Origin of the sequence: Wenzhouxiangella sp. 15190 (assembly GCF_003417465.1) — a bacterium.
Taxonomy (GTDB): Bacteria; Pseudomonadota; Gammaproteobacteria; order Xanthomonadales; family Wenzhouxiangellaceae; genus Wenzhouxiangella.
Genome location: NZ_QVMV01000027.1, coordinates 130521 through 155618 on the forward strand (window position 1 = coordinate 130521; position 25098 = coordinate 155618).

At 65.1% G+C, this 25098-nt stretch carries 27 protein-coding genes; 20 read left to right on the forward strand and 7 right to left on the reverse strand.

The annotated features are described in order from the left end of the window. The first annotated feature begins 12 nt into the window (after window positions 1–12). The 4 genes from DZK26_RS06795 to DZK26_RS06810 all read left to right on the forward strand — a co-directional run bounded on the left by DZK26_RS06795 (window position 13) and on the right by DZK26_RS06810 (window position 4553). The gene (locus tag DZK26_RS06795) at window positions 13–1497 is read left to right on the forward strand and encodes an alpha/beta hydrolase (protein WP_116898293.1); all 1485 of its coding nucleotides are present in this window, start codon (window positions 13–15) and stop codon (window positions 1495–1497) included. After that, entirely contained in the window at window positions 1494–2234 is a 741-nt protein-coding gene (locus tag DZK26_RS06800; protein ID WP_116898294.1) for an ATP-binding cassette domain-containing protein, read from the forward strand. The genes DZK26_RS06795 and DZK26_RS06800 overlap by 4 nt, the downstream gene beginning before the upstream one ends. Next, complete coding sequence (locus tag DZK26_RS06805; protein WP_116898295.1) at window positions 2231–3400, forward strand: ABC transporter permease; 1170 nt, start codon at window positions 2231–2233, stop codon at window positions 3398–3400. Before DZK26_RS06800 ends, DZK26_RS06805 begins: the two co-directional genes overlap by 4 nt. 160 nt (window positions 3401–3560) lie before the next feature. Further along, window positions 3561–4553 (forward strand): lyase, encoded by a 993-nt coding sequence (locus DZK26_RS06810; RefSeq protein WP_116898296.1) that lies wholly within the window; start codon window positions 3561–3563, stop codon window positions 4551–4553. 206 nt (window positions 4554–4759) lie between these two features. Here the strand turns inward: DZK26_RS06810 and DZK26_RS06815 are convergent, their stop codons facing one another. Next, entirely contained in the window at window positions 4760–5530 is a 771-nt protein-coding gene (locus DZK26_RS06815) for a DUF1295 domain-containing protein (RefSeq protein WP_116898297.1), read from the reverse strand. A 178-nt stretch (window positions 5531–5708) separates the two neighbouring features. Next, a complete protein-coding gene (locus DZK26_RS14310; RefSeq protein ID WP_181918388.1) occupies window positions 5709–5867 on the reverse strand; it encodes a hypothetical protein in 159 nt (52 codons plus the stop codon). Window positions 5868–6066: 199 nt separating this feature from the next. Here DZK26_RS14310 and DZK26_RS06820 point away from each other — a divergent pair, with 199 nt between their 5' ends. The 11 genes from DZK26_RS06820 to hisIE all read left to right on the forward strand — a co-directional run bounded on the left by DZK26_RS06820 (window position 6067) and on the right by hisIE (window position 15539). Next, complete coding sequence (locus tag DZK26_RS06820) at window positions 6067–6969, forward strand: DMT family transporter (RefSeq protein ID WP_116898298.1); 903 nt, start codon at window positions 6067–6069, stop codon at window positions 6967–6969. A 66-nt stretch (window positions 6970–7035) separates the two neighbouring features. Next, window positions 7036–7452: a hypothetical protein gene (locus tag DZK26_RS06825; RefSeq protein ID WP_116898299.1), complete on the forward strand. Its 417-nt coding sequence runs from the start codon at window positions 7036–7038 to the stop codon at window positions 7450–7452. Window positions 7453–7575: 123 nt separating this feature from the next. Beyond that, window positions 7576–7890 carry a YerC/YecD family TrpR-related protein gene (locus tag DZK26_RS06830; RefSeq protein WP_116898300.1) on the forward strand — a complete coding sequence of 105 codons (315 nt, stop codon included), beginning with the start codon at window positions 7576–7578 and terminating at the stop codon, window positions 7888–7890. Window positions 7891–8089: 199 nt separating this feature from the next. Next, entirely contained in the window at window positions 8090–8980 is an 891-nt protein-coding gene (gene hisG, locus DZK26_RS06835; protein ID WP_116898301.1) for an ATP phosphoribosyltransferase, read from the forward strand. 8 nt (window positions 8981–8988) lie between these two features. Beyond that, window positions 8989–10299, forward strand: coding sequence for a histidinol dehydrogenase (gene hisD / locus DZK26_RS06840; protein ID WP_116898302.1), 1311 nt, complete (start codon window positions 8989–8991; stop codon window positions 10297–10299). After that, window positions 10296–11360: a histidinol-phosphate transaminase gene (gene hisC, locus DZK26_RS06845; protein ID WP_116898303.1), complete on the forward strand. Its 1065-nt coding sequence runs from the start codon at window positions 10296–10298 to the stop codon at window positions 11358–11360. Before hisD ends, hisC begins: the two co-directional genes overlap by 4 nt. After that, on the forward strand, window positions 11357–12418 hold the full coding sequence (gene hisB, locus DZK26_RS06850) for a bifunctional histidinol-phosphatase/imidazoleglycerol-phosphate dehydratase HisB (protein ID WP_116898304.1): 1062 nt from the start codon (window positions 11357–11359) through the stop codon (window positions 12416–12418). Before hisC ends, hisB begins: the two co-directional genes overlap by 4 nt. Before the next feature lie 220 nt (window positions 12419–12638). After that, a complete protein-coding gene (gene hisH, locus DZK26_RS06855; protein WP_116898305.1) occupies window positions 12639–13226 on the forward strand; it encodes an imidazole glycerol phosphate synthase subunit HisH in 588 nt (195 codons plus the stop codon). Between the two features lie 165 nt (window positions 13227–13391). After that, window positions 13392–14126 (forward strand): 1-(5-phosphoribosyl)-5-[(5-phosphoribosylamino)methylideneamino]imidazole-4-carboxamide isomerase, encoded by a 735-nt coding sequence (gene hisA, locus DZK26_RS06860; RefSeq protein ID WP_116898306.1) that lies wholly within the window; start codon window positions 13392–13394, stop codon window positions 14124–14126. After that, window positions 14114–14881, forward strand: a complete 768-nt coding sequence (hisF, locus tag DZK26_RS06865) for an imidazole glycerol phosphate synthase subunit HisF (protein WP_116898307.1) — start codon at window positions 14114–14116, stop codon at window positions 14879–14881. Before hisA ends, hisF begins: the two co-directional genes overlap by 13 nt. 37 nt (window positions 14882–14918) lie before the next feature. Next, a complete protein-coding gene (hisIE, locus tag DZK26_RS06870; protein WP_116898308.1) occupies window positions 14919–15539 on the forward strand; it encodes a bifunctional phosphoribosyl-AMP cyclohydrolase/phosphoribosyl-ATP diphosphatase HisIE in 621 nt (206 codons plus the stop codon). Here hisIE and DZK26_RS06875 read toward each other — a convergent pair. Both DZK26_RS06875 and DZK26_RS06880 read right to left on the reverse strand, forming a co-directional pair. Further along, window positions 15520–16323 (reverse strand): EAL domain-containing protein, encoded by an 804-nt coding sequence (locus DZK26_RS06875; protein ID WP_116898309.1) that lies wholly within the window; start codon window positions 16321–16323, stop codon window positions 15520–15522. The two genes, hisIE and DZK26_RS06875, sit on opposite strands and share 20 nt — an antisense overlap. A 201-nt stretch (window positions 16324–16524) precedes the next feature. Then, on the reverse strand, window positions 16525–17193 hold the full coding sequence (locus tag DZK26_RS06880; RefSeq protein WP_181935618.1) for a YdcF family protein: 669 nt from the start codon (window positions 17191–17193) through the stop codon (window positions 16525–16527). Between the two features lie 135 nt (window positions 17194–17328). Between DZK26_RS06880 and DZK26_RS06885 the strand changes: the two genes are divergently transcribed. The 3 genes from DZK26_RS06885 to DZK26_RS06895 are packed head-to-tail and all read left to right on the forward strand — an operon-like array spanning window position 17329 to window position 20023. Then, the gene (locus DZK26_RS06885; RefSeq protein ID WP_116898311.1) at window positions 17329–18507 is read left to right on the forward strand and encodes a beta-ketoacyl-[acyl-carrier-protein] synthase family protein; all 1179 of its coding nucleotides are present in this window, start codon (window positions 17329–17331) and stop codon (window positions 18505–18507) included. After that, window positions 18504–19292, forward strand: a complete 789-nt coding sequence (locus DZK26_RS06890) for a beta-ketoacyl synthase chain length factor (RefSeq protein ID WP_116898312.1) — start codon at window positions 18504–18506, stop codon at window positions 19290–19292. Before DZK26_RS06885 ends, DZK26_RS06890 begins: the two co-directional genes overlap by 4 nt. Beyond that, window positions 19289–20023 (forward strand): glycosyltransferase family 2 protein, encoded by a 735-nt coding sequence (locus DZK26_RS06895; RefSeq protein ID WP_181918389.1) that lies wholly within the window; start codon window positions 19289–19291, stop codon window positions 20021–20023. Before DZK26_RS06890 ends, DZK26_RS06895 begins: the two co-directional genes overlap by 4 nt. A 21-nt stretch (window positions 20024–20044) precedes the next feature. On the opposite strand, the gene DZK26_RS06900 is transcribed toward DZK26_RS06895, so the two are convergent. Then, window positions 20045–20530 (reverse strand): DUF4124 domain-containing protein, encoded by a 486-nt coding sequence (locus DZK26_RS06900; protein WP_181918390.1) that lies wholly within the window; start codon window positions 20528–20530, stop codon window positions 20045–20047. Window positions 20531–20671: 141 nt separating this feature from the next. Here DZK26_RS06900 and DZK26_RS06905 point away from each other — a divergent pair, with 141 nt between their 5' ends. Beyond that, on the forward strand, window positions 20672–22342 hold the full coding sequence (locus tag DZK26_RS06905) for an NAD(P)/FAD-dependent oxidoreductase (protein WP_181918391.1): 1671 nt from the start codon (window positions 20672–20674) through the stop codon (window positions 22340–22342). Here DZK26_RS06905 and DZK26_RS06910 read toward each other — a convergent pair. Then, on the reverse strand, window positions 22329–23303 hold the full coding sequence (locus DZK26_RS06910) for a pteridine-dependent deoxygenase (protein ID WP_116898316.1): 975 nt from the start codon (window positions 23301–23303) through the stop codon (window positions 22329–22331). The two genes, DZK26_RS06905 and DZK26_RS06910, sit on opposite strands and share 14 nt — an antisense overlap. After that, window positions 23293–24597 (reverse strand): NAD(P)/FAD-dependent oxidoreductase, encoded by a 1305-nt coding sequence (locus DZK26_RS06915; protein ID WP_258870863.1) that lies wholly within the window; start codon window positions 24595–24597, stop codon window positions 23293–23295. Before DZK26_RS06915 ends, DZK26_RS06910 begins: the two co-directional genes overlap by 11 nt. 198 nt (window positions 24598–24795) lie before the next feature. Here DZK26_RS06915 and DZK26_RS06920 point away from each other — a divergent pair, with 198 nt between their 5' ends. Next, complete coding sequence (locus DZK26_RS06920) at window positions 24796–25071, forward strand: phosphopantetheine-binding protein (protein ID WP_116898318.1); 276 nt, start codon at window positions 24796–24798, stop codon at window positions 25069–25071. Window positions 25072–25098 lie beyond the last annotated feature (27 nt).

The following is a 25098-nucleotide window of genomic DNA, read 5'->3' on the forward strand; positions in this document are numbered from 1 at the left end:
AGGTCCAATCAAGTGGGATTCAAATCCAGATTTCGAGCCATCTTCTGCGGCGTCCTCATCGGTCTGACCAGCGCGCCGGCTCTTGCCCAGGAAGACCGCGTCGAGGACCGCTGGGCCGGGTTGAACAAGTGCGAACTCTCGGCCGCAGGCGGACGCCTGACCGCCGACGCGCTCTGCGGCACGCTCACCGTAGCTGAAAACCCGGAACAACCCGAAGGGCGGCAACTGGAACTGGCGTTTGCCGTCAAGGAGGCCCGCGCCAGCGCGGTGCTCGAAGATCCGGTGGTCTTCCTGGCCGGCGGGCCGGGTCAGTCGGCACGCGACGCATTGCCGATCATGCAGCGCGCGCTGCGCGAGCTCAACCGCGAGCGCGACCTGATCTTCCTCGATCAGCGCGGCACCGGTGGTTCCAACGCGCTGGAGTGCGGTTTCGACGACCAGGGAGAGCTCTGGCTGGAACCGGACTGGGACGAGGTCAACCGACAATTGCGGGGCTGCCTCGACGACTGGGAGGCGGATGTCCGCCTCTATACCACCACGCAAGGCGCGTCCGACCTCGAGGCCTTTCGCGAAGCCTTTGGATTCGAATCGCTGAATCTCATCGGCGGTTCTTACGGCACCCGCATGGCCCAGGTCTACCTGCGCAACTATCCGGAGCGGGTGCGCAGCGTGGTGCTCGACGGCGTGGTGCCGACGCGCCTGGCCCTGGGCGCCGAACACGCCATGATGCTCGACCGTGCACTCGGCAAGGTGTTTACCGCCTGCAGCGAAGACGCCACCTGCGGCGGTGCCTTTCCCGGCCTCCAGTCAGCCTTCGAAGAACTCAAGACCCGCTATCGCAACGAGAACCCGCAACTGGTGGTGACCCACCCCCGCACCGGCGAGGGCATCGACTTGCACTTCACCCGGGACGTATTGGCCAGCGCGCTGCGCTTTCTCGCCTACAACCCCGAAACACAGATGATGATTCCCTACCTGGTGCACGAGGCAGCCAGCACGGGCAGCCCGGCACGCCTGGCAAGCCAGGCCATGATCGTCTCCGACCGGATGAACGACATGATAGCCATCGGACTCAATTTCGCCGTCGGCTGCAGTGAGGACTGGCCGGTCTGGCCGGACGACATCGATCAATCCGAAACCCTGCTGGGCGACAGCATGACCGAAATCTACGAGCAGGTCTGCTCCTGGTGGCCGGCCGGCGACACACCGGCGGATTTTCACGAGCCCTTCGACGCCGACGTGCCCGTGTTGCTGATGTCGGGTGAGCTCGACCCCGTAACGCCGCCGGACTACGGCGAGGAGGCGGCCGCACAATTTTCCGACAGTCGCCACCTGGTCGCCGACGGCCGCGGCCATATCGTGCTCACCAACCCCTGCATGAGCTCGATTGCCACGCAGTTCGTGCGTGATGCCGGCGTGTCCGACCTCGACGTCGACTGCATGGACCGCATCGGCCACGAACCCTTCTTCATCGACCTGCTCGGACCGGCGCCATGATCGAAGCGAACAATCTCCGCAAGACCTTCAACTCCGGCAAGGTCGTCGCCGTCGACAACGTCAGCTTCGCCGCTCGCGACGGCGAGATCACCGGTCTGCTCGGCCCCAACGGCGCCGGCAAGACCACCACCCTGCGCATGCTCTACACCCTGCTGAGCCCGGATTCGGGCCACATGCGCATCGACGGAATCGACCCGCAGGAGCAGCCGCTATCGATCAAGCGCGCGCTCGGCGTGGTGCCGGATTCTCGCGGTCTCTACGACCGCCTCACGGCGCGCGAGAACATCCGCTACTACGGCAAGCTGCACGGCCTCGGCAAGGCCGATATCGCGCGCCGCATCGACGAGATGGTCGAGATTCTCGACATGAGCGAGTTCATCGACCGGCGCACCACCGGGTTCTCCCAGGGCCAGCGCGTCAAGGTCGCCATCGCCCGGGCGCTGATTCACGACCCGCGCACCGTGCTGCTCGATGAACCGTCCAACGGCCTCGACGTCATGACCACCCGCGCGCTGCGCGAATTCCTGCGCCAGTTGAAGGCGAAGGGCTGCTGCGTGGTGCTGTCGACGCACATCATGCAGGAGGTCGCCGCCTTGTGCGATCGCATCGTCATCATCGCCGACGGCAAGGTCGCCGCCGAGGGCACCGCCGACCAGCTGCTGGCCCGCTCGGGTGAGCCCAATCTGGAAGACGCCTTCGTCAAACTCATCGGATCGGCCGAGGGATTGCTCGCATGAACGCCGTTTTCCTCAAGGAACTGCTCGACAATTTCCGCGACCGGCGGGTCATCCTCAACACCCTGGTGATCGGCCCGCTGATGGGGCCGGTGATCTTCGCGGTCATGATTTCCTTCATGGCCAGCCAGGCGGCCGAGCGCGCGGAGTCGCAGCTCGAACTGCCCGTCATCGGAGCCGAGAACGCCCCCAACCTGATCGGCTTTCTGGAGCGTCAGGGCGTGCTGATCGAGGAACCGCCGGAAGAGCCCGAGGCCGCCGTACGCGCCGAGGACGAGGAAGTCATCCTGCGCGTCGGCCCGGACTTCGCCGAGGACTGGGAAGCGGGTCGACCGGCCACCGTGGAGATCATTGCCGACCAGTCGCGGCGCTACACCGGCACCACGATCAGCCGGGTGCGTTCCTACCTCAACGGCTACAGCCAGCAGATCAGCCAGTTGCGGCTGCAGTTGCGGGGCGTGCATCCGGAAATCACGCGTCCGATCAACGCCACGGTGACCGACCTGTCCACGCCCGAGTCGCGCGGCGGCGCCGTGCTGGCCTTCCTGCCTTACTTCATCCTGATCACGGTGTTCATGGGGTCCATGCACATGGCCATTGATACCACCGCCGGCGAGCGCGAACGCAAGTCGCTCGAGCCGCTGTTGATCAACCCGTTGCCACGTTGGCAGATCATGACCGGAAAGCTTTGCGCGACGACCTTCTTCGCCCTGGCCACGCTGGGCCTGGGACTGGTTGCCTTCGTCTACGCCATGGGCTTCCTGCCCGTGGCCGCCATGGACGTGGCGCTCAACCTCGATTTCCGGGTTGCGGGTCTCGCCTTCCTGCTGGTCGCACCCGCCGCGCTGCTGGCAGCGGCGCTGCTGACCATCCTGGCCTCGTTCGCCAAGAGCTTCCGCGAGGCGCAGAGCTACATGGGCATGGTCGTCCTCATTCCCATGATCCCGAGCTTCTGGATCCTGATCGATCCCAGCCGCGCCGAGACCTGGATGACGCTGATCCCGCTTCTGAGCCAGAACGTGCTGATTCTCGAGCTGGTCCGTGGCGAAGCGGTCAATTGGGCCTGGTTCGGGCTGAGCATCGGCACCACCGCTGCGGTGGCCGGCATCCTGGCCGCCGTAGCGGGCACGCTCTACAACCGGCCGAAGCTGATCTTCACCTCGGGTTGAGCAACAGAAAAAACCAGGTAACCACGGAAAACACCGAAAACACGGAATGGCGATGTCGGGGTCAAACTCGGGGCAATCCGGTGGGCTCCAGGCTGGCCCGTCATGATGTTCCAGTAGAACGCGCTAGAATCGGGGGCACGATCACCATCGGAGATATGACATGCGCAACTTTCTGATCCCCCTGTCGATTGCCCTCACCAGCACCGTCGCGGCAGCACAGGACGAGGGCGCCGTCGCTGAAATCGAAATTCGCGAATGGCAGGTTCCGTGGGAATCCAGCCGCCCGCGGGATCCCGACGTCGCGGCCGACGACCGCATCTGGTTCGTTGGCCAGGGCGACGACTACGTCGCCGTTTTCGATCCGGAAAGCGAGGAATTCAAGCGCTACGACCTGCCCGAGGGCGCCGGGCCCCACAACGTGATCGTGACCGACGACCAGGAGATCTGGTACGCCGGCAATCGTGCGGCTCACCTGGGCCGGCTCGATCCCGAATCCGGCGATATCGAGCAGGTGGCAACCCCCGAAGAGCGTGCTGCCGACCCACACACCCTGATCGAGGACTCGAAAGGCCGGATCTGGTTCACTTCACAGTGGAGCAATCACATCGGCCGCTACGACCGCGACAGCGGGGAGATCGAACTGGTGGGCGTCACGGAGAAGAACTCGCGGCCCTACGGCATCGTGCTCGACGACGAAGGCAACGCCTGGGTCGCCCTGTTCGGCACCAACAAGCTGGGCCGCGTCGATTCTGAAACCTTCGAACTGACCGAAATCGAGCTACCGCGCGAGGACGCGCGTCCGCGGCGCCTGGCACTGACGGACACGGGGCTTTTTTACGGCGACTACAACAAGGGTTATCTGGGCCACCTTGATCCCGAAAGCGGGGAAATCACCGAATGGCGCATGCCCGGAGAGGACAAGTCGGGCGCCTACGCCATGGCCGCCGACGACGAGGGCCGGATCTGGTTCGTGGAAACCTGGCAGGATCCCAATCGCTTCGTCGGCTTCGATCCGGAAACGGAGTCCTTCTTCGCCATGGGCGACGTCCCCAGCGGCGGCGGCACCGTGCGCCACATGGTGTTCGACCCGGAAACGGACAGCATCTGGTTCGGGACGGACACGAATTATCTCGGTCGGGCCGAGGTGCCGTGACGCGGGAGCTGGTTTGCCGTCCGGATCGTGTGCGGGGCTGCTGGGTCTTTCGTGAATAGAAAGAAGAAAATAGAAAATAGAGAAAAGAGCCAAGCGACAGTGGCTGGGGGGCTGTCTTTTTCTATTTACTATTCACTATTTACTATTTACGAAAGGGCAGATCACCGCCCCGCCGCGCAAGGCGCCCCCAAGCGCTCAAACCTAACCTAATTCTTCGGCGGCCACGGAACAAACGGCGACGTCGTGCGCTGGTACTCCCGGTAGGCGTCGCCGCGCGATTTCAGGGACTGTTTCTCGGTGTAGGGAATCCCCGAAACTCGGTACAGGAACAACAGCATCACCACAGGACCCAACCAGGCCAGCCACTGGTGTGGCGCGCCCATGGCCACCAGCGGGTAGCTGAACCAGTGCAGCCACTCGAAGAAATAATTGGGATGGCGGGAATAGCGCCACAGTCCGGCACGGCAGACCTTGCCCTGGTTCGCGGCCTCGGCCTTGAAGGCGGCCAGTTGCCGGTCGGCCAGCGATTCCCCGGCCAGACTGACAAACCATATCGCGACCCCGGCGATCACCCAGCCATCCAGGGCGGGGGACGGGTCATTGACCACCACCCAGGCGGGCAGGGCGAACAGCCAGGCAACGAATGCCTGTACCAGGAAGAAGAAGAAAAAGAACAGATTTGCGCGCTGGCCGAAATGCGCTCGCATCGCCTGGTAGCGCCCGTCTTCCTCGTCCTGGGCGGCCAGCCGCCGGATCAGGTGAACGGCAAGCCGCTGGGACCAGATGGCGGCCAGCAACACACCCACCAATCGCTTTTCAATTGCGCCATCGCCAACCACCGCAAAGGCAATCGCCTGCAGGCCGATCAACAGTGCCCACGCGGCATCCACCCAGTCGGCGCGTTTGGAGCGAATCTGCCACAGCCAGAGCGCGAGCATGACCGTGCCACAACCCGCGAGAGCGAGCCATAATTCCATGTTTCATTAACCCGGCAGCAATGCAGATTGCATTCAGGTTGATAAGATTAGCAGACAAGCAAACGCCCGCCGTGAAGGCGGGCGTCGGCATCCGACCGATGGTGCTGGCCGGTCAGGCAGGTGCATCGAAGTGCACCGCGGGTTCCCCTTCCCGAATTCTGGTCGGGTGCCGGCTTTGTCAGCCGGCGACAGCGTGCAGGCTCTGTTCCTGCTCCAGCTGCATCAGCCACTCGACAACGACTTCGTCGGCGAGCAGGTTGTCGAATCCGTTTTCGTCACCGTGGTCGGCCAGTTCCACGTCTTGTTCCTTTTCAGCGGCTCGGATGTTTTCTGCCATGGGTGGCACCTTGTGTCAGTTTTTGCGGTCACTGACATACATGCAGGTGCCGTGCCAAACCGCCACAAACCCCATTTTCGGTGTCGGGCAAGTGCTTTTTGGGCAATTTCTACCCGATAAGTGACAGTTTTCGTCCACTGCCTGACATCCAGCGTCATTCACGGGCACAATAGTCCGCCGCCGAGCCGCATTTCCTGCCATGCCCGCCCGTCATTTCGCCTTTCTGCTGTTCATTTGCCTGCTGTGGGCGGGAAATTTCCTCGCCGCTGCCTGGGCGGTCCGCATTCTCGAGCCGGTAACGTTCACGGTCGTGCGCTTCGCCCTGGTTCTGGTGTTGCTCATCCCGTTCCTGCGGGTGCCCCAGCGCGACCAGTGGACAACCCTGCTGGCCTGCTGCTGGTGCATGGGGGCCATTCACTTCGGCCTGGTGTTTCTGGCGCTCGGACGCTCGGAAGACGTTTCGTCCATTGCCTTGCTGATGCAGATCTACGTGCCCCTTTCCACCCTGATGGCCGTACTTTTGCTCGGCGAGCGCATCGGCTGGCGCACCACCAGCGGTATTCTGGTCGCCTTCGGCGGGGTACTCGTCATCGGATTGGACCCCCTCGTCCTGGCGCAACTCGATGTCATGGCACTGGTCCTGTGCTCTGCCCTGTCGCTGGCCACCGGTACCATCCTCATGCGGCGGCTCAAGGGGATCGGGGTATTCAGCTTCCAGGCATGGAATGCCCTGCTTTCACTTCCGCCCCTGGCATTGCTCGCCGTATGGCTGGAAACCCCGTCGGATGTCGTCCGCCTCACCACGGCAAGGCCGGACGTCTGGTTCGCGGTCGCCTATTCGGCCATCGCCGCCTCGATCATCGGCCACGGTGGTTTTTACTGGCTGATCCAGCGACACGAGGTCAACCGGATCACCCCCTATCTTCTGCTCGTGCCCATTCTCGCCGTCGTGCTCGGCATACTGTTCTGGGGCGACCGGCCCGGGCCGCGCCTGCTCATCGGCGGCGCGCTGGTGCTTGGCGGCGTACTCTGGATCACCCTGCGTGCACGTTGGCGCCGGCCCCGACCCCGCAGGGTCGAGCCCGCACCGCCGGCAAGCTAGTTGTGATCTCTCAGTAGGTTGTCCCAAGTTCAGAATGGGTTCAGTGGACAAGCGGATAATGTCGGCATGAATCTCGCGCGCTCCATTTTCGGTTTCGGCCCCTTCCTGCTGGTGACCGTCCTGGTCGCGCTGCTGGCGGCCACCGACAGCCGGGCGCGTCCGCCCCACGGCCAGCATGCCTGGCCGCCACCGACCGAATACCATCGCCTGGAGCACCCGCAGCATCGCCTGGCCTACTGGTATGCCAACGAGTCCATGCGCCAAGCCCAGGAAGCACGCGAGATGGTGTGTGGCTTTGCCGGCCAGCGCTGGACCCTGGACTGGGAAGTCCACTACCGCTGGGCGTTGCGCGCCGCACCGCGACGCGTTTACCAGCGCGTCGAGGAACGTGACCGGCACCTGACCACCTGCCGAAGCCGCAAGCTGCGCGACTACCAGCGACAGCCCTATCGCCGCGATCCGGACGGCTACGGTCGCGGCTGACGCATTTCGTCACCCTTCCCCGGCGCAGCCGATAACCACCGTCGTACCGCTCGAACCGTCACAGGTATTGGCTTCTTCACACAACCATGTTAGTGTACTAACGCGTTATTACATTAGATCGCCATGAAACAGCACGAGCCACAACACATGCAGGCCAACCGCGCCGCCCGCTCCAGCCTGGCCGAGGCACTGATGGCCATGCGCACGCCCGCGGAAATGCGCGCCCTTCTCAAGGACCTGACCACGCCGGCCGAACTGGAAGCACTGGTCGACCGCTGGCGCGTGGTGCGTTATCTCGACCAGGGCAAGCCCTACCGCGAGATCCACGACCTGACCGGCGTGAGTGTGACGACGATCGGGCGCGTTGCGCGCTACCTGGAAAATGGCAACGGGGGTTACCGGCTTGCGCTGGAGCGTATCAAACAGGGCGAATCCTGATGAAAAAGCGTGCCACGCAAATTCGAAATCCGAAACACGAAATCCGAAACAAACTCGAAGCACGAAATATGAAAACGAGCGCTGCTGAAGGTTGTTTCGAATTTTGAATTTTGGATTTCCTTCGAATTTGGTGCTTCGGATTTCGTGCTTTGGTCAAAGACGAAACCACCGAAATTGAATCGATAACGAAGAGTTTCTAATGAACCGCATACAGATCGCCATCCAGAAGTCCGGCCGACTGGCCGACAAGTCGCTCAACCTGCTCGAGCGCTCCGGGCTGCATTTCGCACGCAGTAAGGACAAGCTGTTCTGGTACGGCCGCAACCTGCCCGTCGACCTGCTGCTGGTCCGCGATGACGACATTCCGCGCCTGCTGATCGAGGGCGTGTGCCAACTCGGCATCGTCGGCGAAAACGTGGCAGAGGAAAAACTGCTCGAAGCACGCCAGGGCAGGCCCGGTCTGAAACTCGAGAGTCTGCGGTCACTCGATTTCGGCCACTGCCAGCTCAAGCTGGCCGTGCCCGAAGACTCGACGGCGGCTTCCATCGCCGACCTGGCCGGCAAACGCCTGGCCACCAGCTACCCGCAGCTCACCCGCCGTTTTCTCGAGGACAACGGCGTCGAGGCCGACATCGTGATGCTCAACGGCGCGGTCGAGATCGCACCCAGCCTGGGCACGGCTGACGCCATCGTCGACCTGGTCTCCACCGGCACCACGCTCAGGGCAAATCACCTGAAAGCCATCGAGCCGGTCATGACCAGCCAGGCCGCGCTTTACCGCTGCCCGCAGCGAATCGATGCCGACGGCGAGACCCTGCTGGCCAAGCTGCTGACCCGTATCCAGGGTGTGCAGCAGGCGGCCGAGACCAAGTACGTGATGCTGCACGCCCCGCGATCGCGCCTGGCCGAGATCTCGTCGATCCTGCCCGGTGCCGAGTCGCCCACCATCCTGCCGCTGGAAGGCCAGGAAGACCGCGTCGCCGTACACGCGGTATGCACCGAACAGGTGTTCTGGGAGCACCTCGAGGAACTCAAGGACGCCGGCGCCTCGGCCGTGCTGGTGTTACCCGTGGAGAAGATGCTGGCATGAGGATTGTCATGACAATCGTCGCCTGGAACACGCTGGAACGAGAAGAGCGCAAGCGCCTGCTCGCTCGCCCGGCCATGGAAACCACCGAGGACTTGCGCAGCTCCGTTGCCGCGATCATCGATGCGGTTCGGCGCGGCGGTGATGCGGCCGTGGTCGATTACGGCAAGCGTTTCGATGGCCGTGCACCTGAATCGCTCCTGGCGACGCCCGACGAGCTTGCCATGGCGCAGGACGAACTCGATCCGGCCATCGTGCGCGCCATCGACACCGCCATCGGCACCGTCACGCGCTTCCACGAAGCCGCCCGGCCGCAAGACCTGATGGTCGAGACCGCGAAGGGCGTGACCTGCGAGGCGCGCTGGCGCGCACTCGACCCGGTCGGTCTGTACGTGCCCGCCGGTACCGCGCCGCTGCCCTCGACGGCGGTCATGCTGGGCGTGCCCGCGCGACTGGCCGGTTGCCGAAACATTGTTCTGGCCACACCACCGGGCGCGGACGGGCGCGCCGACGCCGCGGTTCGCCATATCGCCCATCGGCTCGAGATCGATACCGTCCTGGTCGCCGGCGGAGCACAGGCCGTCGCGGCCATGGCCTACGGCACGGAATCGGTCCCGAAGGTCGTGCGCGTGTTCGGCCCGGGCAACCGATTCGTGACCGAGGCCAAGCGCCAGGCCGCGCAGGATCCCGCCGGCGCGGCCATGGACCTGCCGGCCGGCCCGTCGGAGGTGATGGTGATCGCCGACGAGTCGGCCGAGGCCGACTTCGTCGCCATGGACCTGCTCAGCCAGGCCGAACACGGCCCGGACTCGCAGGTCTTTCTGGTCACCGATTCCGATGCGCTCGCCCGCGACGTCTTCTCTTCCCTGGAACGTCTCACCGCCGAACTGCCGCGCGCCGAAACCGCCGGCCGGGCGCTCGAACACGGCGCGATCATCGTCGTCGATCGGCTCGACGAGGCGGTCGGGGTCGCCAACGATTACGCGCCGGAACACCTGATCATCGCCACGGACAATGCACGCGAACTGTGCAACGACATCACCAGCGCCGGTTCGGTCTTCCTCGGCCACTACACGCCCGAGGCCCTGGGCGACTATATCTCCGGCACCAATCACGTGCTGCCCACCGGCGGCTGGGCGCGCTCGTACGCCGGCCTGGCGCTGACCGACTTCATGCGCCGCATGACCGTGCAGGAAGCCACGCCCGAGGGCCTGCGCACGCTCGGCCCGGACGGCGCGCGGCTGGCCGCGCACGAGGGCCTCGACGCTCACCGCCTGGCCATCCAGATGCGCCTCGACCGGATCGGGGAGTCGCCGAAATGAGCGTCGCCGACCTTGCGCGGGAGGAGATCCGGGCCCTGAAGCCGTATGCCTCGGCGCGGGCCCTGGCCGACAGCGCCGGCATCCTGCTCAACGCCAACGAAAACCCCTGGCCGCCGGAAGGCGACGCCGGCCTGGCGCTCAACCGCTATCCCGAACCGCAGCCGGCCGCGCTCAGGCACAAGCTGGCCGAATACTACGGTATCGACGAACAGAACCTGCTGTTGACCCGCGGCAGCGACGAGGGCATCGACCTGCTCAACCGCGTTTTCGTCCGCCCCGGCGAAGACGGCGTGATCACCTGCCCGCCGTGCTTCGGCATGTATGCGCTATCGGCGCGCATCCAGGGCGCGAGATTGCAGGAAGTCCCGCTGATCGAGACCGCTGAAGACTTCGAGCTCGATCTCGACGGCCTGTCCGCGGCAGCGCCGGCGAAGCTGCTGTTCCTGTGCTCGCCCAACAACCCCACCGGCAACGGCCTGGCGGGCGAAACCGTGCTGGCGCTGGCACGCGAGCGGGCCGAGCAGGGGCTGGTCGTCCTCGACGAGGCCTACATCGAATTCTCCGAGCGGCAGTCACTGGCAAAGCGGATTGCGCAGCAGCCCAACCTGGTCGTGCTGCGCACCTTGTCCAAGGCCTTCGGCCTGGCCGGCTGCCGCCTCGGCGCGCTGATTGCATCAGTTGAAGTGGTCGAGCTCCTGCGGCGCATCATCCCGCCCTACCCGCTGCCCACACCCGCGGTGGCGGCCGCCGAGACCGTACTCGAACCGGAGGCCGTCGCGTACCGGCGTGAACAGCTCGACTTGTTGATGGACGACAAGCGCCGCCTGGTCCAGGCGCTCGAGACACACGCGTCGATCCGGCGCGTGTGGCCCGGCGAGGCCAATTTCGTGCTCGTTCGCGCCGACGACGGCCCCGGCCTGGTGCGCGACGCCGCAGCCGCCGGCATTCGCCTGCGCGATCAATCAAGCCAGCCGGGGCTTTCCGACTGCGTGCGCATTACCCTGGGCACGCCCGAGGAAAACACGACTTTTATCGAATTTTTGCAGGCCTGGGACCCATGAAGAAGATTCTTTTCATCGACCGCGACGGCTGCCTGATCGCCGAGCCCGAAGACGAGCAGGTCGATTCCCTCGACAAGTTCCGCCTGATGCCGGGCGTGATTCCGGCGCTGCTGAAGCTCAGGGACGCCGGTTTCCGTTTTGTCATGGTCAGCAACCAGGACGGCCTGGGCACCGAGGCCTTTCCCGAAGCCGACTTTCGCGGCCCGCAGGAGTTGCTGCTGCAGATCCTGGAAAGCCAGGGCATCGCCTTCGACGCCATACACATCGATCCGACCCTGTCCGAGGACAACGCACCGACCCGCAAGCCGGGTGTCGGCATGCTGCTCGACTACCTGCGCGACCCCGAGCTCGACCGGAAACAATCGGCCGTCATCGGCGACCGGGAAACCGACCTGGAACTGGCCGACAACATGGGCCTGCGCGGTTTTCGCATCGGTACCGACGGCCTGGACTGGCCGGGCGTCGCCCGCGCCCTGCTCCAAACCGCGCGCGTCGGCGAGGTGCGGCGGAAAACACGGGAAACCGATATCTCCGTTCGCGTGGATCTGGACGCGACGGGGCCGACCTCGATCGGGACCGGTATCGGCTTCTTCGACCACATGCTCGAGCAGGTTGCCGCCCACGGCGGCTTCGCGCTGTCACTGCAATGCAAGGGGGATCTCGAAGTCGACGAACACCACACCGTCGAGGACTGCGCCCTGGCCCTGGGTGCCGCGCTCGACAAGGCGCTCGGCGATCGCAGCGGCATCGGCCGCTACGGCTTCCTGCTGCCGATGGACGAATCGCTGGCACAGGTCGCCGTCGACCTGTCCGGCCGCCCCGCCATCGTCTTCGACGCCGATTTCCCGCGCGAGTCGGTCGGCGGCCTGCACACCGAGATGGTCGAACATTTCTTCGCCTCCCTGGCCCAGGCCTTGCGCTGTGCCATTCACGTCAAGGTCGAGGGCGAAAACACCCACCATATGGTCGAGGCCTGTTTCAAGGGAGTGGGGAGAGCCTTGCGGCCGGCTCTGGCGAGAACCGGGTCCGGAATGCCTTCGACGAAGGGAATGCTTTGATGAAAGCAAATTCGAAACTCGAAGCACCAAAAAGGAAAATCAAATTCGAAATTCGAATATCGAAATCCGAAACAAACACGAAGCACGAAATTCGAAACGGCGGGTGTCCCGCCCGCCGCGTTTCGTGTTTGGGTTTTCGAACTTGTTTCGGATTTGGTGCTTCGAATTTCGAATTTCCGAGCCGTCTCGAAGGCAACCACGTTCAGGGACCATCCACATCATGACCGTAGCCATCATCAACTCCGGTGGCGCAAACCTCGGCTCGGTCCAACACGCCTTGAACCGCCTCGGTGTCGAATCGGTGCTCACGCGCGATGCGGATACCATCCGCTCGGCCGAGCGGGTGATCCTGCCCGGCGTGGGCGCGGCGGCCTGGTCGATGAATGCCCTGCGCGAGGCCGAACTGGTCGAGGTGATCCGCGCGCTCACCCAGCCGGTGCTGGGCATCTGCCTGGGCCTGCAGTTGATGTTCGACTCGTCCGAGGAGGGCGATGTGGACTGCCTCGGCCTGATTCCCGGGCGCGTACGGAAGCTCGAGGTCGATGACAGCCTGAGACTGCCGCACATGGGCTGGAATCAGGTCGAGTGGGTGGCCGACGACCCGCTGGCCGCAGGCCTCGACGGCAGCGAGTGGTATTACTTCGTGCACGGCTATGCCGCGCCGGTCGATCATGCCGTTGCGGTCAGCGAACACGGCCAGCGCTTCGCGGCGGTGGTGCGCCACAAGAACTTCGCCGCCTGCCAGTTCCATCCGGAGAAGTCCGCAAGCGCCGGCGCGCGTATCCTGCAGAACTTCCTTGAAATCTAAAAAAGATAATGGTCCACAGATGAACACAGATAAACACAGATACTGCAAACAAGAGAATCCCCCGGGCTCGTGCCGGACAGTTGGCTCTCATGCCGAACGGCGCGATAAAGGAATTGATTGTCTTTATCTGTGTTCATCCGTGTTCATCTGTGGACAATTCTTTTCATGAACTTGATACCAGCCATCGATCTCAGGGGCGGGCGCGTGGTGCGCCTGCAGCAGGGCGACTACGAGCGCGAGACGCGTTATGACGACGATCCGCTGGCGCTGGCGAAGCGTTATGCCGATGCCGGTGCGACACTGATCCACATCGTCGATCTCGACAGCGCCCGCTCCGGCGGTGAAACGAACCTGGCCACCATCGAGCACCTGTGCCGCGAACTGGACGTCGCCGTGCAGACCGGCGGCGGCGTGCGCTCGCGCGAGGATTTCCAGCGCCGGCTCGACGCCGGCGCCGATCGCGTGGTCATCGGCAGCCTGTGCGTACGTGAGCCCGAAACCGTGGCCGAATGGCTGGACACATCCGGGAGTGAACACATTGTCGCCGGCCTGGATGTAAGCCGGGGAATGGACGGCGGCTGGATGCCGCGCGCCGCCGGATGGACCGAGGCGGGCGATATCGACCTGTTCGCCCTGCTCGATCGACTGATCGATGCCGGACTGAAACACCTGCTGTGCACCGATATCGAACGCGACGGCATGTTCGCCGGGCCTTCGCTGGCGCTCTACGAGTCGGTCTGTGACCGATCCCCGTCGCTGGCCGTTCAGGCGTCCGGTGGTATCGGATCGGCCGCGGACCTGGTCGAAGTCGCACAGACCGGGGTGGCCGGCTGCATCGTCGGCCGCGCCCTGCTCGAGGGCCGCGTCCACTTGAGCGAGATCGTCAAATGGTCGCGGTAAGGCTCATCCCCTGCCTGGACGTACGCGACGGGCGGGTCGTCAAGGGCGTGCGCTTCCGCAACCACCGCGACATGGGCGATATCGTGGCGCTGGCCGAGCGCTACCGCGACGCCGGCGCCGACGAGCTTGTCTTCTACGACATCAGCGCCAGCCCCGAAAAGCGCAGCGTCGACACCGCCTGGGTCGAACGCGTGGCCGAGGCCATCGACATTCCTTTCTGCGTGGCTGGCGGCATTCGCGGTGTCGACACCGCCCGCGCCGTGCTGCATGCCGGCGCCGACAAGATCTCCGTCAACTCGCCGGCCCTCGAGCGCCCGGCGCTGATCGACGAACTGGCCGACGCGTTCGGCTCGCAGTGCGTCGTCGCGGGTATCGATTCGATCCGCGAGGACGGCCGCTGGCGCGTACGCCAGTACACCGGCGACCCCGACAACATGGTCGACCCCCGGCGCGACACGCTCAGTTGGGTAACCGAAGTCCAGCGCCTGGGCGCCGGCGAGATCGTGCTCAACTGCATGGATGCCGACGGCGTGCGCGAAGGCTACGACATCGAACAACTCTCGTCTGTGCGAAGTATCTGCCGGGTACCACTGATCGCCTCTGGCGGCGCCGGTGCGCCCGAGCACTTCCTCCAGGCGTTTGCCGAAGCCGACGTCGACGGCGCACTGGCCGCAACCGTGTTCCACTCCGGCCAGATCGCCATCCCCGACCTCAAGGCCTGGCTCCACCAGCATCAAGTGGTGGTACGAAGTTGACGCATGAATCAACCAACCCGATTTCCAGGAACCACCAATGAATGACCGACTGGACAAAGACATCGAACTGGACTGGAGCAAAGGCGACGGACTGCTGCCGGCCATCGTGCAGGACGCCGACAGCGGGCGGGTGTTGATGCTGGGCTACATGAACGCCGAGGCACTGGAGAAAACGCGCCAATCCGGCCGTGTCACGTTCTACTCGCGCAGCAAGCAGCGCTTGTGGACCAAGGGCGAGACCTCCGGCAATCACCTGGAATTCGTCGACGCGCTCGTCGACTGCGATCGCGACACGTTGTTGGTGCTGGCCCGGCCGCTGGGCCCGACCTGTCATCTGGGAAGCGATACCTGCTTCGGCAACACTCCTGTGCCGACGGCGGGTTTTCTGACCAGCCTGGAACGAACCATCCAGTCACGTGCCGGCAGCGACCCGGAAGAAAGCTACACCGCGCGGCTACTGGCCGAGGGCACGAAGCGCTGTGCCCAGAAAGTCGGGGAAGAAGGTGTGGAAGTCGCACTCGCCGCTGTGGCCGGCGGGCGCGAAGAGCTTGAATCAGAAGCGGCCGACCTGCTCTATCATCTGCTGGTATGCCTGCAGTCCGCCGGCAGCGACCTGGATTCGGTCGTCGAGATCCTGATCAAGCGGCACAGGCGCTGAGTTCCAGGGCCGGCTCCCCGGCCCGCAGGAAGTCGTTTTCCGCTTCGTCCATTTCGACCAGCTCGGGGCGACCGAAATAGTAGCCCTGGAACTGACCCACGCCGGCGCGGCGCAGCCATGCCAGTTCCGCTTCGTTCTCGATGCCGGCGGCAATTGCCTGAATGCCCAATACCTTGCAGCTCGCCAGTACGCCCAGAACCATCGCCTGGCGGCGCAGGCTGCCGTGAATGCCGGCGATCAATTCCCGATCGAGCTTGACGTACTCCGGGCGCAGAACGGCCAGGCGCTTCAGGCCGGCTTCGCCCGTGCCGAAGTTGTCAGCAGCCACGCGGAAGCCGAAATCGTTGGCCCGAGCCCGAACTCGTGCGAGCTGACGCGGGCTGCCCAGCCGCTCGAGCGAGTTGAACTCCAGCACGATTTGCTGCGGTTCGAAGCGGCTGGCCCGGACGGCCTCTGCCGTGGATGTCAGCGCAGACTCCAGGTTCTCCGGATCGACTTCCGTGCAATTGATGTGGAGGTCGCCAGTCAGGCCAAGGCGGCTGGCCTCGTGAATGGCACCCAGCCGGCAGGCCTGATCGAAGTAGAAGAGATTCTCCGGCCGAACCGAGGCGAGGATCTGCGCCGGCGACTCGCCCCTGCAGCCACGCACCAGGGCTTCATGACCGACAACCCCGCCGGAGGCTTCATCAACAAGCGGCTGGAAGGCGAAACGAATACCGACATCCAGAACGCCCAGGTAGTCGTCGAGACGCGTGTTGATATCGCTGTTGTCGAATCCCGGCATCGTTACTCTCCTTCCTCGGTTTGGTGTTCGAAATGTTGCCTGGGAAGGTAAATGCAATCGGCGTGCCAATGATCGAAATCAGCTATCTCGACAAGGGCAACCCTGACCGGAACAGTGAATGTGTTCACGCTTTGGGCCGGTCCGCGGGCCCTTTCCCGCAGGGCGTCCTGTCGCTATACGGCGCGGGTTTACCCAAAAACGTCAGCGAAGGCGCTCGAGAAGGTGCTCGCGCTGCGCCAGGCGCGCCCAGAACCGGCCGCAGAGGAACCAGCACAGGAAGGCCGCCTCGCGGATACTGGCGGCCAGGTTGCCGAACGTAAAGCGCCATCGCGGTTCGGCCGGCACCGGCACGGCGTCGAGGCCGAGCTGACGGGCATAGGCCAGTACACGGGCGAGATGAAAGCGGCTCGTGACCACACCGAACCGAGCTCCGGGCGGCAGCAGGCCGCGAGCGTGACGAAGATTGGCGAAGGTATCGGTCGAAAATTCCTCGAGCACGATGCGCTCGGCGTCAACTTCGGCTTGTTCGACCAGCCAGTCGCGGCCTGCGGCCGCCTCGGACGGCTCGCCGCCGCCGGCCAGCAGCAAGCGCAGGTCCGGATCCTTCGCCGCCAGCCGCCCGGCGCGACTCAGGCGCTGACGATACACGGGCGAGGGCCGCCCCGCCTCCAGCACGTATCCGCAAACGATCAGCCAGTCGACATCGGGCCGCCCACTCACCGACCGGGCCCGGCGCAGCACCCACAACCAGGTGATCACGAGCGTCAGGCCACCACTCATGATCAGCATCAACGTGCTGGCCAACAGGGATTCACGCAGGGCCGAATCCGACAGTGCATCGCGGATAGTCAGGCTGGACACGGTACTCATTGCCACTTCAGAGACGATCTGGACAGGCATCATCATAGACCTTGCCGTATCGTGATTGCGACCGGTCGCCACCCTGCCTATACTGGCGCACCGCTCGCAATGGCCCGCACAGCAGCCGGATACACGCCGAACCGCATGAACGACCTGCACATCGCCGCCATGACCCTGACCTGTGCCGCCGGTACCGGCCTCGACGCGGTGCGTCCAGCGCTGCTCAAGGGCCGTAGCGGTCTGCGGGCCAACGACTACCCAAACTGCTCTCTCGAGACCTGGATCGGTCGCGTCGACGGCGTCGAGGACGTGACGCTCGAAGGCGACCTGGCGCGCTTTCAGTGCCGCAACAACCAGCTGGCCACGCTGGCCCTGGATCAGGACGGATTCCGCGAAAGCGCCGCCGCCCTCCTCGAACGCCACCGCCCCGAACGCATCGCCTGCGTGATCGGCACCTCGACGGCGGGCATCAGCAGCACCGAAGTCGCCTACCGCAACCTCGACGATGCCGGTCACTTCCGCCCCGAGCACGTTATGCCCTGGGTGCACACACCGCATACATCGGCGGCCTTCGTCGCCGCGGCACTGGGCCTGAACGGGCCGGTGCAGACCGTCTCCACGGCCTGCTCGTCCTCGGCCAAGGTCTTCGCCACCGCCGCGCGGCTGATCGAGTCCGGCTGGGCCGACGCGGCCGTGGTCGGCGGCGTCGACAGCCTGTGCCTGTCGGTACTCTACGGCTTCCATTCCCTGGAACTGGTCTCGCCCGAGCCCTGTCGGCCGTTCGACCGTGACCGCAACGGGCTGAACCTGGGCGAGGCCGCCGGATTCGCCATCGTCGAGCGCGACCCCGGCGAGTCCCTGGGCCGCCTGCTGGGATGGGGCGAAACCTCCGACGCGCACCATATGGCCTCGCCGCACCCCGAGGGCGCCGGAGCAATCGCGGCCATTCGCCGGTCCCTGGAGCGGGCCGGGCTGGCGCCGGAGGCCGTCGGCTACGTCAACTGTCACGGCACCGCCACGCCCATGAACGACCGCATCGAAACCATGGCGCTGAGGACCGTATTCGATACACCCCCGCCGGCGAGCTCGACCAAGGCCTGGACCGGCCACACCCTGGGCGCGGCCGGCATTACCGAAACGGTGTTCAGCCTGCTGGCGTTGAACGACGGCTACCTGCCGGCCAGTCTCAACTGCAACGAACCCGAACCCGAAGCCGCCGACTTCATCCTGCGCGAGGGAAGGCAGGAGAAGGTCGAAGCGGTGATGTCCAACTCCTTCGGCTTCGGCGGTTCCAACTGCACGCTGATCATGGGGGCGGCATGAACGTCCATATCCTCGGCTGCGGAGTCAGCGCACCCGGCCTGCCCGATATCGAGGCCCTGTCGCAGGTGCTCGCCGGCGGCGAACTGGGCGAAGACAAGCCGGGCAGCGGCAACATTTCCCTGCTCTCGCCGCGCGAGCGCCGTCGCTGCCCGGAGACCGTGCGCCTGTCCATGGCTGCCGCCGAGCAAGCCTGCCAGACGGCCGGCCTCGATCCGTCCGAGCCCGATGCCGTTTTCGCCTCCGGAATGGGTGACCTGGCGATCAGCGATTACATGTGCCGCACACTGGCGGAAACGCCGGACCTGCTCTCGCCGATGCGCTTTCACAACTCGGTACACAACGCCGCGGCCGGCTACTGGTCGATCGGCGCGGGTGGTCGCGGCGACGTCACCGCGCTCAGCGGCGCGACCGACAGCCTGGTGACGGGCCTGATGGAAGCGGCCAGCCACATTCTGACCGACCATCGGCCGGTACTGCTGGTGGTCTACGACTCCGCTGCCGACGGCCCGATGCGCGCCGTGTGGCCGGCAAATCACCCCTTCGCCAGTGCCTTTGTAATGGGGGTGGCCGAAGGAAACCAAGGCAGCGCCATCAAGCTCGGACCCGAGCCCGCTCGCGTCGATGACGACTGCCCGTCGCTGCCGGCCGGTCTGGCCGAGCGCGCCGCCGACAATCCGGCCGCGCGCGCACTGCACCTGCTCGCTTTGCTGCAGGGCTATCATCGCGGACCTGTTCATCTGGCCGCCCGCCAAGGCCCCGGACTGCGCATCGAGCCGGTGACATGACCACCGCCGCGGTCATTCCCGCCCACAACGAAGTCCGCACGATCCGCCCCCTGGTGGCGGCCGTACGCGATCGGGTAGAAACGGTCATCGTCGTCGATGACGGCTCGACCGATGGCACCGGCGAGGCCGTGGCCGGCCTCGACATCCACCTGCTCCGCAACGAAAGCGCCGGCGGCAAGGCGGCCGCCCTGGCCGCCGGCTTCGCCGCCGCGCTCGAGACGCAAGCAACCCGGATCGCCACGCTCGACGGCGACGGGCAACACGACCCCGCCGAACTGGACCGCCTTCTGGAAGCCGCGCGCCGGCATCCCGAGCACCTGGTGGTGGGCGCCCGCGTTCGCCAGCGCCATCGCCAGCCCGGCATCCGCCGTTTCGCCAATCGCTTCGCCGATTTCTGGATTTCCTGGGCCAGCGGCCAGCGCCTGCCCGACAGCCAGAGCGGCTACCGCGTCTATCCCCGCGGCCTGCTCGAACGCGTCAAGCCCTCGACCGCAAGGCGCCACGGCTTCGTCTTCGAAACCGCCATGCTCATCGACGGCGCACGCGCCGGATACCCGGCGTTGGCCGTCGAAATCGACAGCATCTATCGTGACAACGCCCGCCCCAGCTACTTCCGTCCCGGCAAGGACGTGTGGGAGATCTTCTGGTTCGTATGCCGGCGAATCGTGCTCGCCGGCTTCTATCCCCAGGGCCTGTGGCGGATGATCACGCGTCCGGCCCGCTTCGGCTGAAGCACCCGGTTTTGCCGGGTATCACCGGCGAAAGATCGGATGGTCTTCGTACACTTCCCGGTTGTGGAAGGGCATGTCGGCCACATCCCCGGAATCGATGCCGAGCTTTTCGTCGACCTCGCGCAATTCGCCGATCATCGTCTTGCGTCGTTCCGGCTCGAGGTGTCTGCGCTTGAGCCCCGACAGCAATTTCTTTCGCTTGCGCTCCAGCGACAGTCGTTCATTGCGAGACAGCGCTCGGCCACCCCGGGCATTCCCGGAGCCGGACCGGTTCGGGCTTGAACCGTCATCAGACCCCGCAGACATTCGGTAAGCGGGGGCGCCCGTCTGCGACGATCGCCGGTGTCCCTGGTGCGGCGTGGCATCGACGCGGTCGGCCTCGCCGATGTCGGATCGGCAGGGCAGGTCCGAAAAGATGGTGGAACCATCGGCAAGCTGGCAACGGTAGACCTGCTGGGCATCCACATCGGCGGCCAGGCAGGTCGTCAGCAGCAATATCAAGGTCATTGGCTTGTTCATACGTCCCCCGTATGTGCTTGAGCGAACGGGGCACAAGCTAGCAAGCGCGACCGGCCGGGCACCATGGGAATTTTGCTCGGATACGGGTGCGAACACGGCGATGGATGCGTGGCGCCTTATAATCGGTGCATGACAAGCGCTCACGATGCCATTCCCGTCGAAACTGACGTCGCCATCCTCGGCGGCGGGCTCGCCGGACTCACCCTGGCCCTGCAGCTGAAGCAGTCGGATGCCGACGTCCGGGTCACGGTCGTCGAACGCAACCGCCACCCGGTGCCCAAAGCCGCGCACAAGGTCGGCGAGTCGACCGTGGAAATCGCCGCCGACTACTTCTCCAACGTGCTGGGACTGGCCGATCACATCGAACGCGATCAGCTGCGCAAGTACGGCTTGCGCTTTTTCTTCCACGCCGGCCGCCACGACGACCTGGCGCAAGCCGCCGAACTGGGCGCGGCCCACCTGCTGACCGTGCCCAGTTACCAACTCGACCGCGGCATCTTTGAAAACCATCTGGGCGAGCGTGCGCGCGAGCTCGGCATCGAGTTCATTGACGGCGCCCGCGTGGCCGGCACCGAACTCGCCGACGACGGCGACGCACCGCAGCATGTGCAGGTCCAACGCGACGGCGAGACGCGCATCATCGAATCCCGCTGGGTCGTCGACGCCATGAGCCGGGCCTCGCAGCTGCGTCGCAAGCTCGAGCTCGTCGAGGACAACGGCCATCACTGCTCGAGCGTCTGGTTCCGTATCGACCGGCGAATCGACATCGACGACTGGAGCGAAGACGCTGACTGGCAAGCGCGCTGCAGCGACCTGCCGCGCTGGCTGTCGACCAATCACCTGATGGGCAGCGGCTACTGGGTCTGGCTGATTCCACTGGCCTCGGGCTCGACCAGCGTGGGCATCGTCTTCGACAACGCCCTGCACGACTTCGACTCGCTCAAGACCTTCGACGGCGCCATGGCCTGGCTGGCCGAACATCAGCCGCGCTGCCACCGGGCGATCCGCGAGGCCGGCGGCGAGCTGCAGGACTTCCGCTTCCTGCGCCACTTCTCGCACGGCTCCCGAGCCGTCTTTTCGGGGCAGCGATGGGCCATGACCGGGGAGGCGGGCGTCTTTCTCGACCCCTTCTATTCACCCGGCAGCGATTTCATCGCGATCTCGAACACCTACGTCACCGACCTGATACTGCGCGAGATGGCCGGCGAGAACATCGCGCGGCGCGCCCGGCTTTATGAACGCTGTTATTTTTCTTTCTACGAGTCCTCGCTGGCACTCTACCGCGGCCAGTACCCCCTGTTCGGCCACTTCCGGGCGATGAGCGCCAAGACCGTCTGGGACTATGCCTACTACTGGGGCGTGCTGGCGCTGCTGTTCTTCGCCCGCCGCCTGACCGACATGACCTTTTTCGCGCATCATGGCGACGAGCTCGACCGGCTCAGGCGCATCAACGTCGAGATCCAGGCCATGTTCCGACAGTGGGCCGAGGTGGAAACCGATCGCGAAGCAGCCGGCGTGCTGGTCGACCAGTCGGCCTCGCCGCTTCTGGTGCGCCTCAACCGCGAGCTCACCGAAGTGGCCGGAGAATCCGACGAAGCGCTGACAAGGCGGCTGCGCCGCAACGCCGACATGCTGCACGCCCTGGCCCTTCAGTTGCAGGCGATTGCCCCAGCCGGTGCGCGTGCCGAACTGGGTGCAGTTGAAGCCGCTCGCGGGACCGAAGAAAACCTGCTCGCCGGCCTGCCCCGGGCCCTGACCGAATGTCGTGAAGGCGCCGAGACCGCCGTCAGTTCCGGCTGACCGCCTCGATTTCAACCAGCAGATCCGAACGACAGATATCGCCGCGCAGTCCGGCCAGATGAATGCCGGGCCAGCGCTCGCGCAGGCGCCGCTCGATCATCGGCCAATCCCGGGCGTGGCGAACGTACACACGCAGCAAGCTGGCGTGATCGAACTCCGCCAACCCGGGACGACCCAGCTGTTGTGCCGATTCCGACAATAGAGTCTCGAGATTGCGGATCACTTCTTCGAGCTGCCCATTGACGTCGTCTACATGCAGGCTGCGGTGGCCCACCACGCTGGCGGTGCCGGAGATCATCAGCAGCATCGAATCGTTTGCACCTGCCACGGCTGTCGCGCGGGCGAAAGAGGGACTGCGCGGTCCGTACCGTCGCGGATACCGGTAGGCGCTGACCTGGCGCGGATTCTCGATATTGATGCCCGGCAATGGGGCACAGAGCAGGTAGATCCTCAGAAGCGGCTCATCGCTGCCGATGGCGGTGCCGGCGCACAGTTCGCCGTCGCCGTAGCCGAGCTTTTCCAGTGCGGCGGCGCGCCCCAGGCAGAAACGGCGATAGCGTTCGGCGTCCCCGTCGCCGGCGTTGATCGCCGGCAGATAATTCCATGCGCGCAGCAAATGACGACAGCCCGCTTCATCGGCAACCGATAGCAGCCGCTCGTAAGCGCCCTCGACCGCCTCTCGCGGGTCTGCGACTGGGTCGTCGGGCCACTCGAGCGCCAGAAAGAGCAGGTCGCCGGCGCGCCGCCAGACAATATCGCCCGAGCGCCCGGATTGCACCACCGCCTCCATGCGCCAGTCTTCCGTCTCGAGGTTGCCACCCAGCCATTCCAGGCCACAACCGACGGCGCCGGTCCGGGGCGTGGCCAGGGCGAAATGCAGCAGGGTGGCTTCGTCCGGCGCCCGACCGGGCTCGACCGTCAAACCACCGGGCAGGTCGACGCGCCGGGCCTCATGCTGCATTATCCAACTCCATTCGGGCATTGCGCAGGCGCCTTCGACGGGCCCGGATGGCATCCGGCATGAATCGCAGACTGGTCAACGCATAGATCAGGCGGAACAACCTCAGGCGGCGTCGCACGCGGGGGTTGTCGTGCAGATCACCGGCCAACACGGAAATGACCGACTGGCGGAGTCCGAAGAGGTTACTCGGGTTGAGAAACAGGTGGCGCATGGCCGGTGCCGGGAAACGGTAAATGAACCAGCACAACTCACGCACGCCACGGCGCACCTTGCGGCGATAGGTCTTGCGGGCCCGAACCGCCGCACGCACGTCGCCCGCGAGTTCGGCGCGCACGATGTCCGCGCCCAGCCGGGCGCTGTACATGGCAAAGAACACGCCGGAGGAAAACACCGGATCGACGAACATGCCGGCATCGCCGACCAGCAACCACTTGCCGCCCATCATCTGGCGCGAGAAATAGGAATAGTTGCCGGTGGCGGTGATCGGTGAGACCGGTTCGGCGGTCTTCATGCGCTCGGCGGCATGCGGATTGAGCGCCAGGGTACCGAAGAGAAAGCCCTCGACGTCGCGTCCGCGGCCACGCAGATAGGCCGGATCGCATACGGCACCGACACTCATCACGCCGTCGGCCAGGGGGATCATCCAGATCCAGCCGTGCTCGAACCAGTAGATGCTGATATTGCCGCCCGCCTCGCCGCGCCGGCGCGGCACGTTGCGGAAATGCCCGTAGAGCGCGGCCGTGCCATGTTCCCGATTGCGCTGCTGCAGGCCGAACCGCTTCGACAGCAGCGCGCCGCGTCCGCTGGCATCGACCACGAAGCGCGACTTCAAACGTTGCTCGGCGCCGGCATGCCTGACCGTCAGCTCGGGCTCACCGCCCTCGAAGTCGACGCCGGTCACGCGCGCCTTCTGGAAAGACCGCGCGCCGCAGTCGGCGGCATGATCGAACAGCATCCGGTCGAACTCGGAGCGGCGAACCTGCCAGGCGTGGCCGCAGCCATCCGGTACATCCAAGGCCTCGTCGAAGCGGATCTCGTGGCGTTTCTCCCTGGCCGCGTCACTGGTGAAGTCCGCACCGGGCTTGAATACGCCGAGACCGGCCAGTCGATCCTCAAGCCCCAGCTCGCGAAGGATCTTCATGTTGTGCGGCAACAGGGACTCACCGATATGAAAACGCGGGTGCTCGTCCTTTTCGAGCAGCACCACCCGGTGGCCATCACGGGCCAGCAGGCTGGCCATCGTCGCGCCGGCCGGACCTCCACCGATCACCGCCACGTCAGTGCGTTCCGGCATCGGAACCGGCGGAGATGCGTGAGAGGGAAGTTCGGTTGGCGCGAGCTTGTATGGCATCTTCCGTATTATAATGTCGTTAACAAGGCTGACTGTCGCCGTCGACGGTCAGCGCCCCGATTCGTAACATCATATTCATGTAAGGACATTGACCCGGGCGGTTCGGCGCATGAGGCGTCGCCGCAACCGGGAGGAGCAGAAATGAGCACACAGCAGTCTCCGCAGGAGCACGAACTGGCCCAGCTGATCGTCAGCTCGCTCAACCTCGAGGATCTCTCGCCCGAGGAAATCGAGCCGGAAAAGCAGTTGTTCGGGGGTGAGTACGGACTCGACTCCATCGACGCGCTCGAACTGGCCGTCGCCATTTCCAAGCAATACGGCGTGCAGCTCAAGGCCGACGACGAGCGCAATCGTCACGCCTTCGCCAACCTGCGCGCGCTCAACGAGCACGTGCAGTCCCTGCGCGAACAGGGATGACCGACGGGCCGACCCGCCAGGCACCCC

Coding starts and splice junctions, on each gene's coding strand:
- DZK26_RS06800 (WP_116898294.1), top strand. CDS start 1,494: ATGATCGAAGCGAACAATCTCCGCAAGACCTTCAACTCCGGCAAGGTC.
- DZK26_RS06805 (WP_116898295.1), top strand. CDS start 2,231: ATGAACGCCGTTTTCCTCAAGGAACTGCTCGACAATTTCCGCGACCGG.
- DZK26_RS06810 (WP_116898296.1), top strand. CDS start 3,561: ATGCGCAACTTTCTGATCCCCCTGTCGATTGCCCTCACCAGCACCGTC.
- DZK26_RS06815 (WP_116898297.1), bottom strand. CDS start 5,530: ATGGAATTATGGCTCGCTCTCGCGGGTTGTGGCACGGTCATGCTCGCG.
- DZK26_RS14310 (WP_181918388.1), bottom strand. CDS start 5,867: ATGGCAGAAAACATCCGAGCCGCTGAAAAGGAACAAGACGTGGAACTG.
- DZK26_RS06820 (WP_116898298.1), top strand. CDS start 6,067: ATGCCCGCCCGTCATTTCGCCTTTCTGCTGTTCATTTGCCTGCTGTGG.
- DZK26_RS06825 (WP_116898299.1), top strand. CDS start 7,036: ATGAATCTCGCGCGCTCCATTTTCGGTTTCGGCCCCTTCCTGCTGGTG.
- DZK26_RS06830 (WP_116898300.1), top strand. CDS start 7,576: ATGAAACAGCACGAGCCACAACACATGCAGGCCAACCGCGCCGCCCGC.
- hisG (WP_116898301.1), top strand. CDS start 8,090: ATGAACCGCATACAGATCGCCATCCAGAAGTCCGGCCGACTGGCCGAC.
- hisD (WP_116898302.1), top strand. CDS start 8,989: ATGACAATCGTCGCCTGGAACACGCTGGAACGAGAAGAGCGCAAGCGC.
- hisC (WP_116898303.1), top strand. CDS start 10,296: ATGAGCGTCGCCGACCTTGCGCGGGAGGAGATCCGGGCCCTGAAGCCG.
- hisB (WP_116898304.1), top strand. CDS start 11,357: ATGAAGAAGATTCTTTTCATCGACCGCGACGGCTGCCTGATCGCCGAG.
- hisH (WP_116898305.1), top strand. CDS start 12,639: ATGACCGTAGCCATCATCAACTCCGGTGGCGCAAACCTCGGCTCGGTC.
- hisA (WP_116898306.1), top strand. CDS start 13,392: ATGAACTTGATACCAGCCATCGATCTCAGGGGCGGGCGCGTGGTGCGC.
- hisF (WP_116898307.1), top strand. CDS start 14,114: ATGGTCGCGGTAAGGCTCATCCCCTGCCTGGACGTACGCGACGGGCGG.
- hisIE (WP_116898308.1), top strand. CDS start 14,919: ATGAATGACCGACTGGACAAAGACATCGAACTGGACTGGAGCAAAGGC.
- DZK26_RS06875 (WP_116898309.1), bottom strand. CDS start 16,323: ATGCCGGGATTCGACAACAGCGATATCAACACGCGTCTCGACGACTAC.
- DZK26_RS06880 (WP_181935618.1), bottom strand. CDS start 17,193: ATGAGTACCGTGTCCAGCCTGACTATCCGCGATGCACTGTCGGATTCG.
- DZK26_RS06885 (WP_116898311.1), top strand. CDS start 17,329: ATGAACGACCTGCACATCGCCGCCATGACCCTGACCTGTGCCGCCGGT.
- DZK26_RS06890 (WP_116898312.1), top strand. CDS start 18,504: ATGAACGTCCATATCCTCGGCTGCGGAGTCAGCGCACCCGGCCTGCCC.
- DZK26_RS06895 (WP_181918389.1), top strand. CDS start 19,289: ATGACCACCGCCGCGGTCATTCCCGCCCACAACGAAGTCCGCACGATC.
- DZK26_RS06900 (WP_181918390.1), bottom strand. CDS start 20,530: ATGACCTTGATATTGCTGCTGACGACCTGCCTGGCCGCCGATGTGGAT.
- DZK26_RS06905 (WP_181918391.1), top strand. CDS start 20,672: ATGACAAGCGCTCACGATGCCATTCCCGTCGAAACTGACGTCGCCATC.
- DZK26_RS06910 (WP_116898316.1), bottom strand. CDS start 23,303: ATGCAGCATGAGGCCCGGCGCGTCGACCTGCCCGGTGGTTTGACGGTC.
- DZK26_RS06915 (WP_258870863.1), bottom strand. CDS start 24,597: ATGCCGGAACGCACTGACGTGGCGGTGATCGGTGGAGGTCCGGCCGGC.
- DZK26_RS06920 (WP_116898318.1), top strand. CDS start 24,796: ATGAGCACACAGCAGTCTCCGCAGGAGCACGAACTGGCCCAGCTGATC.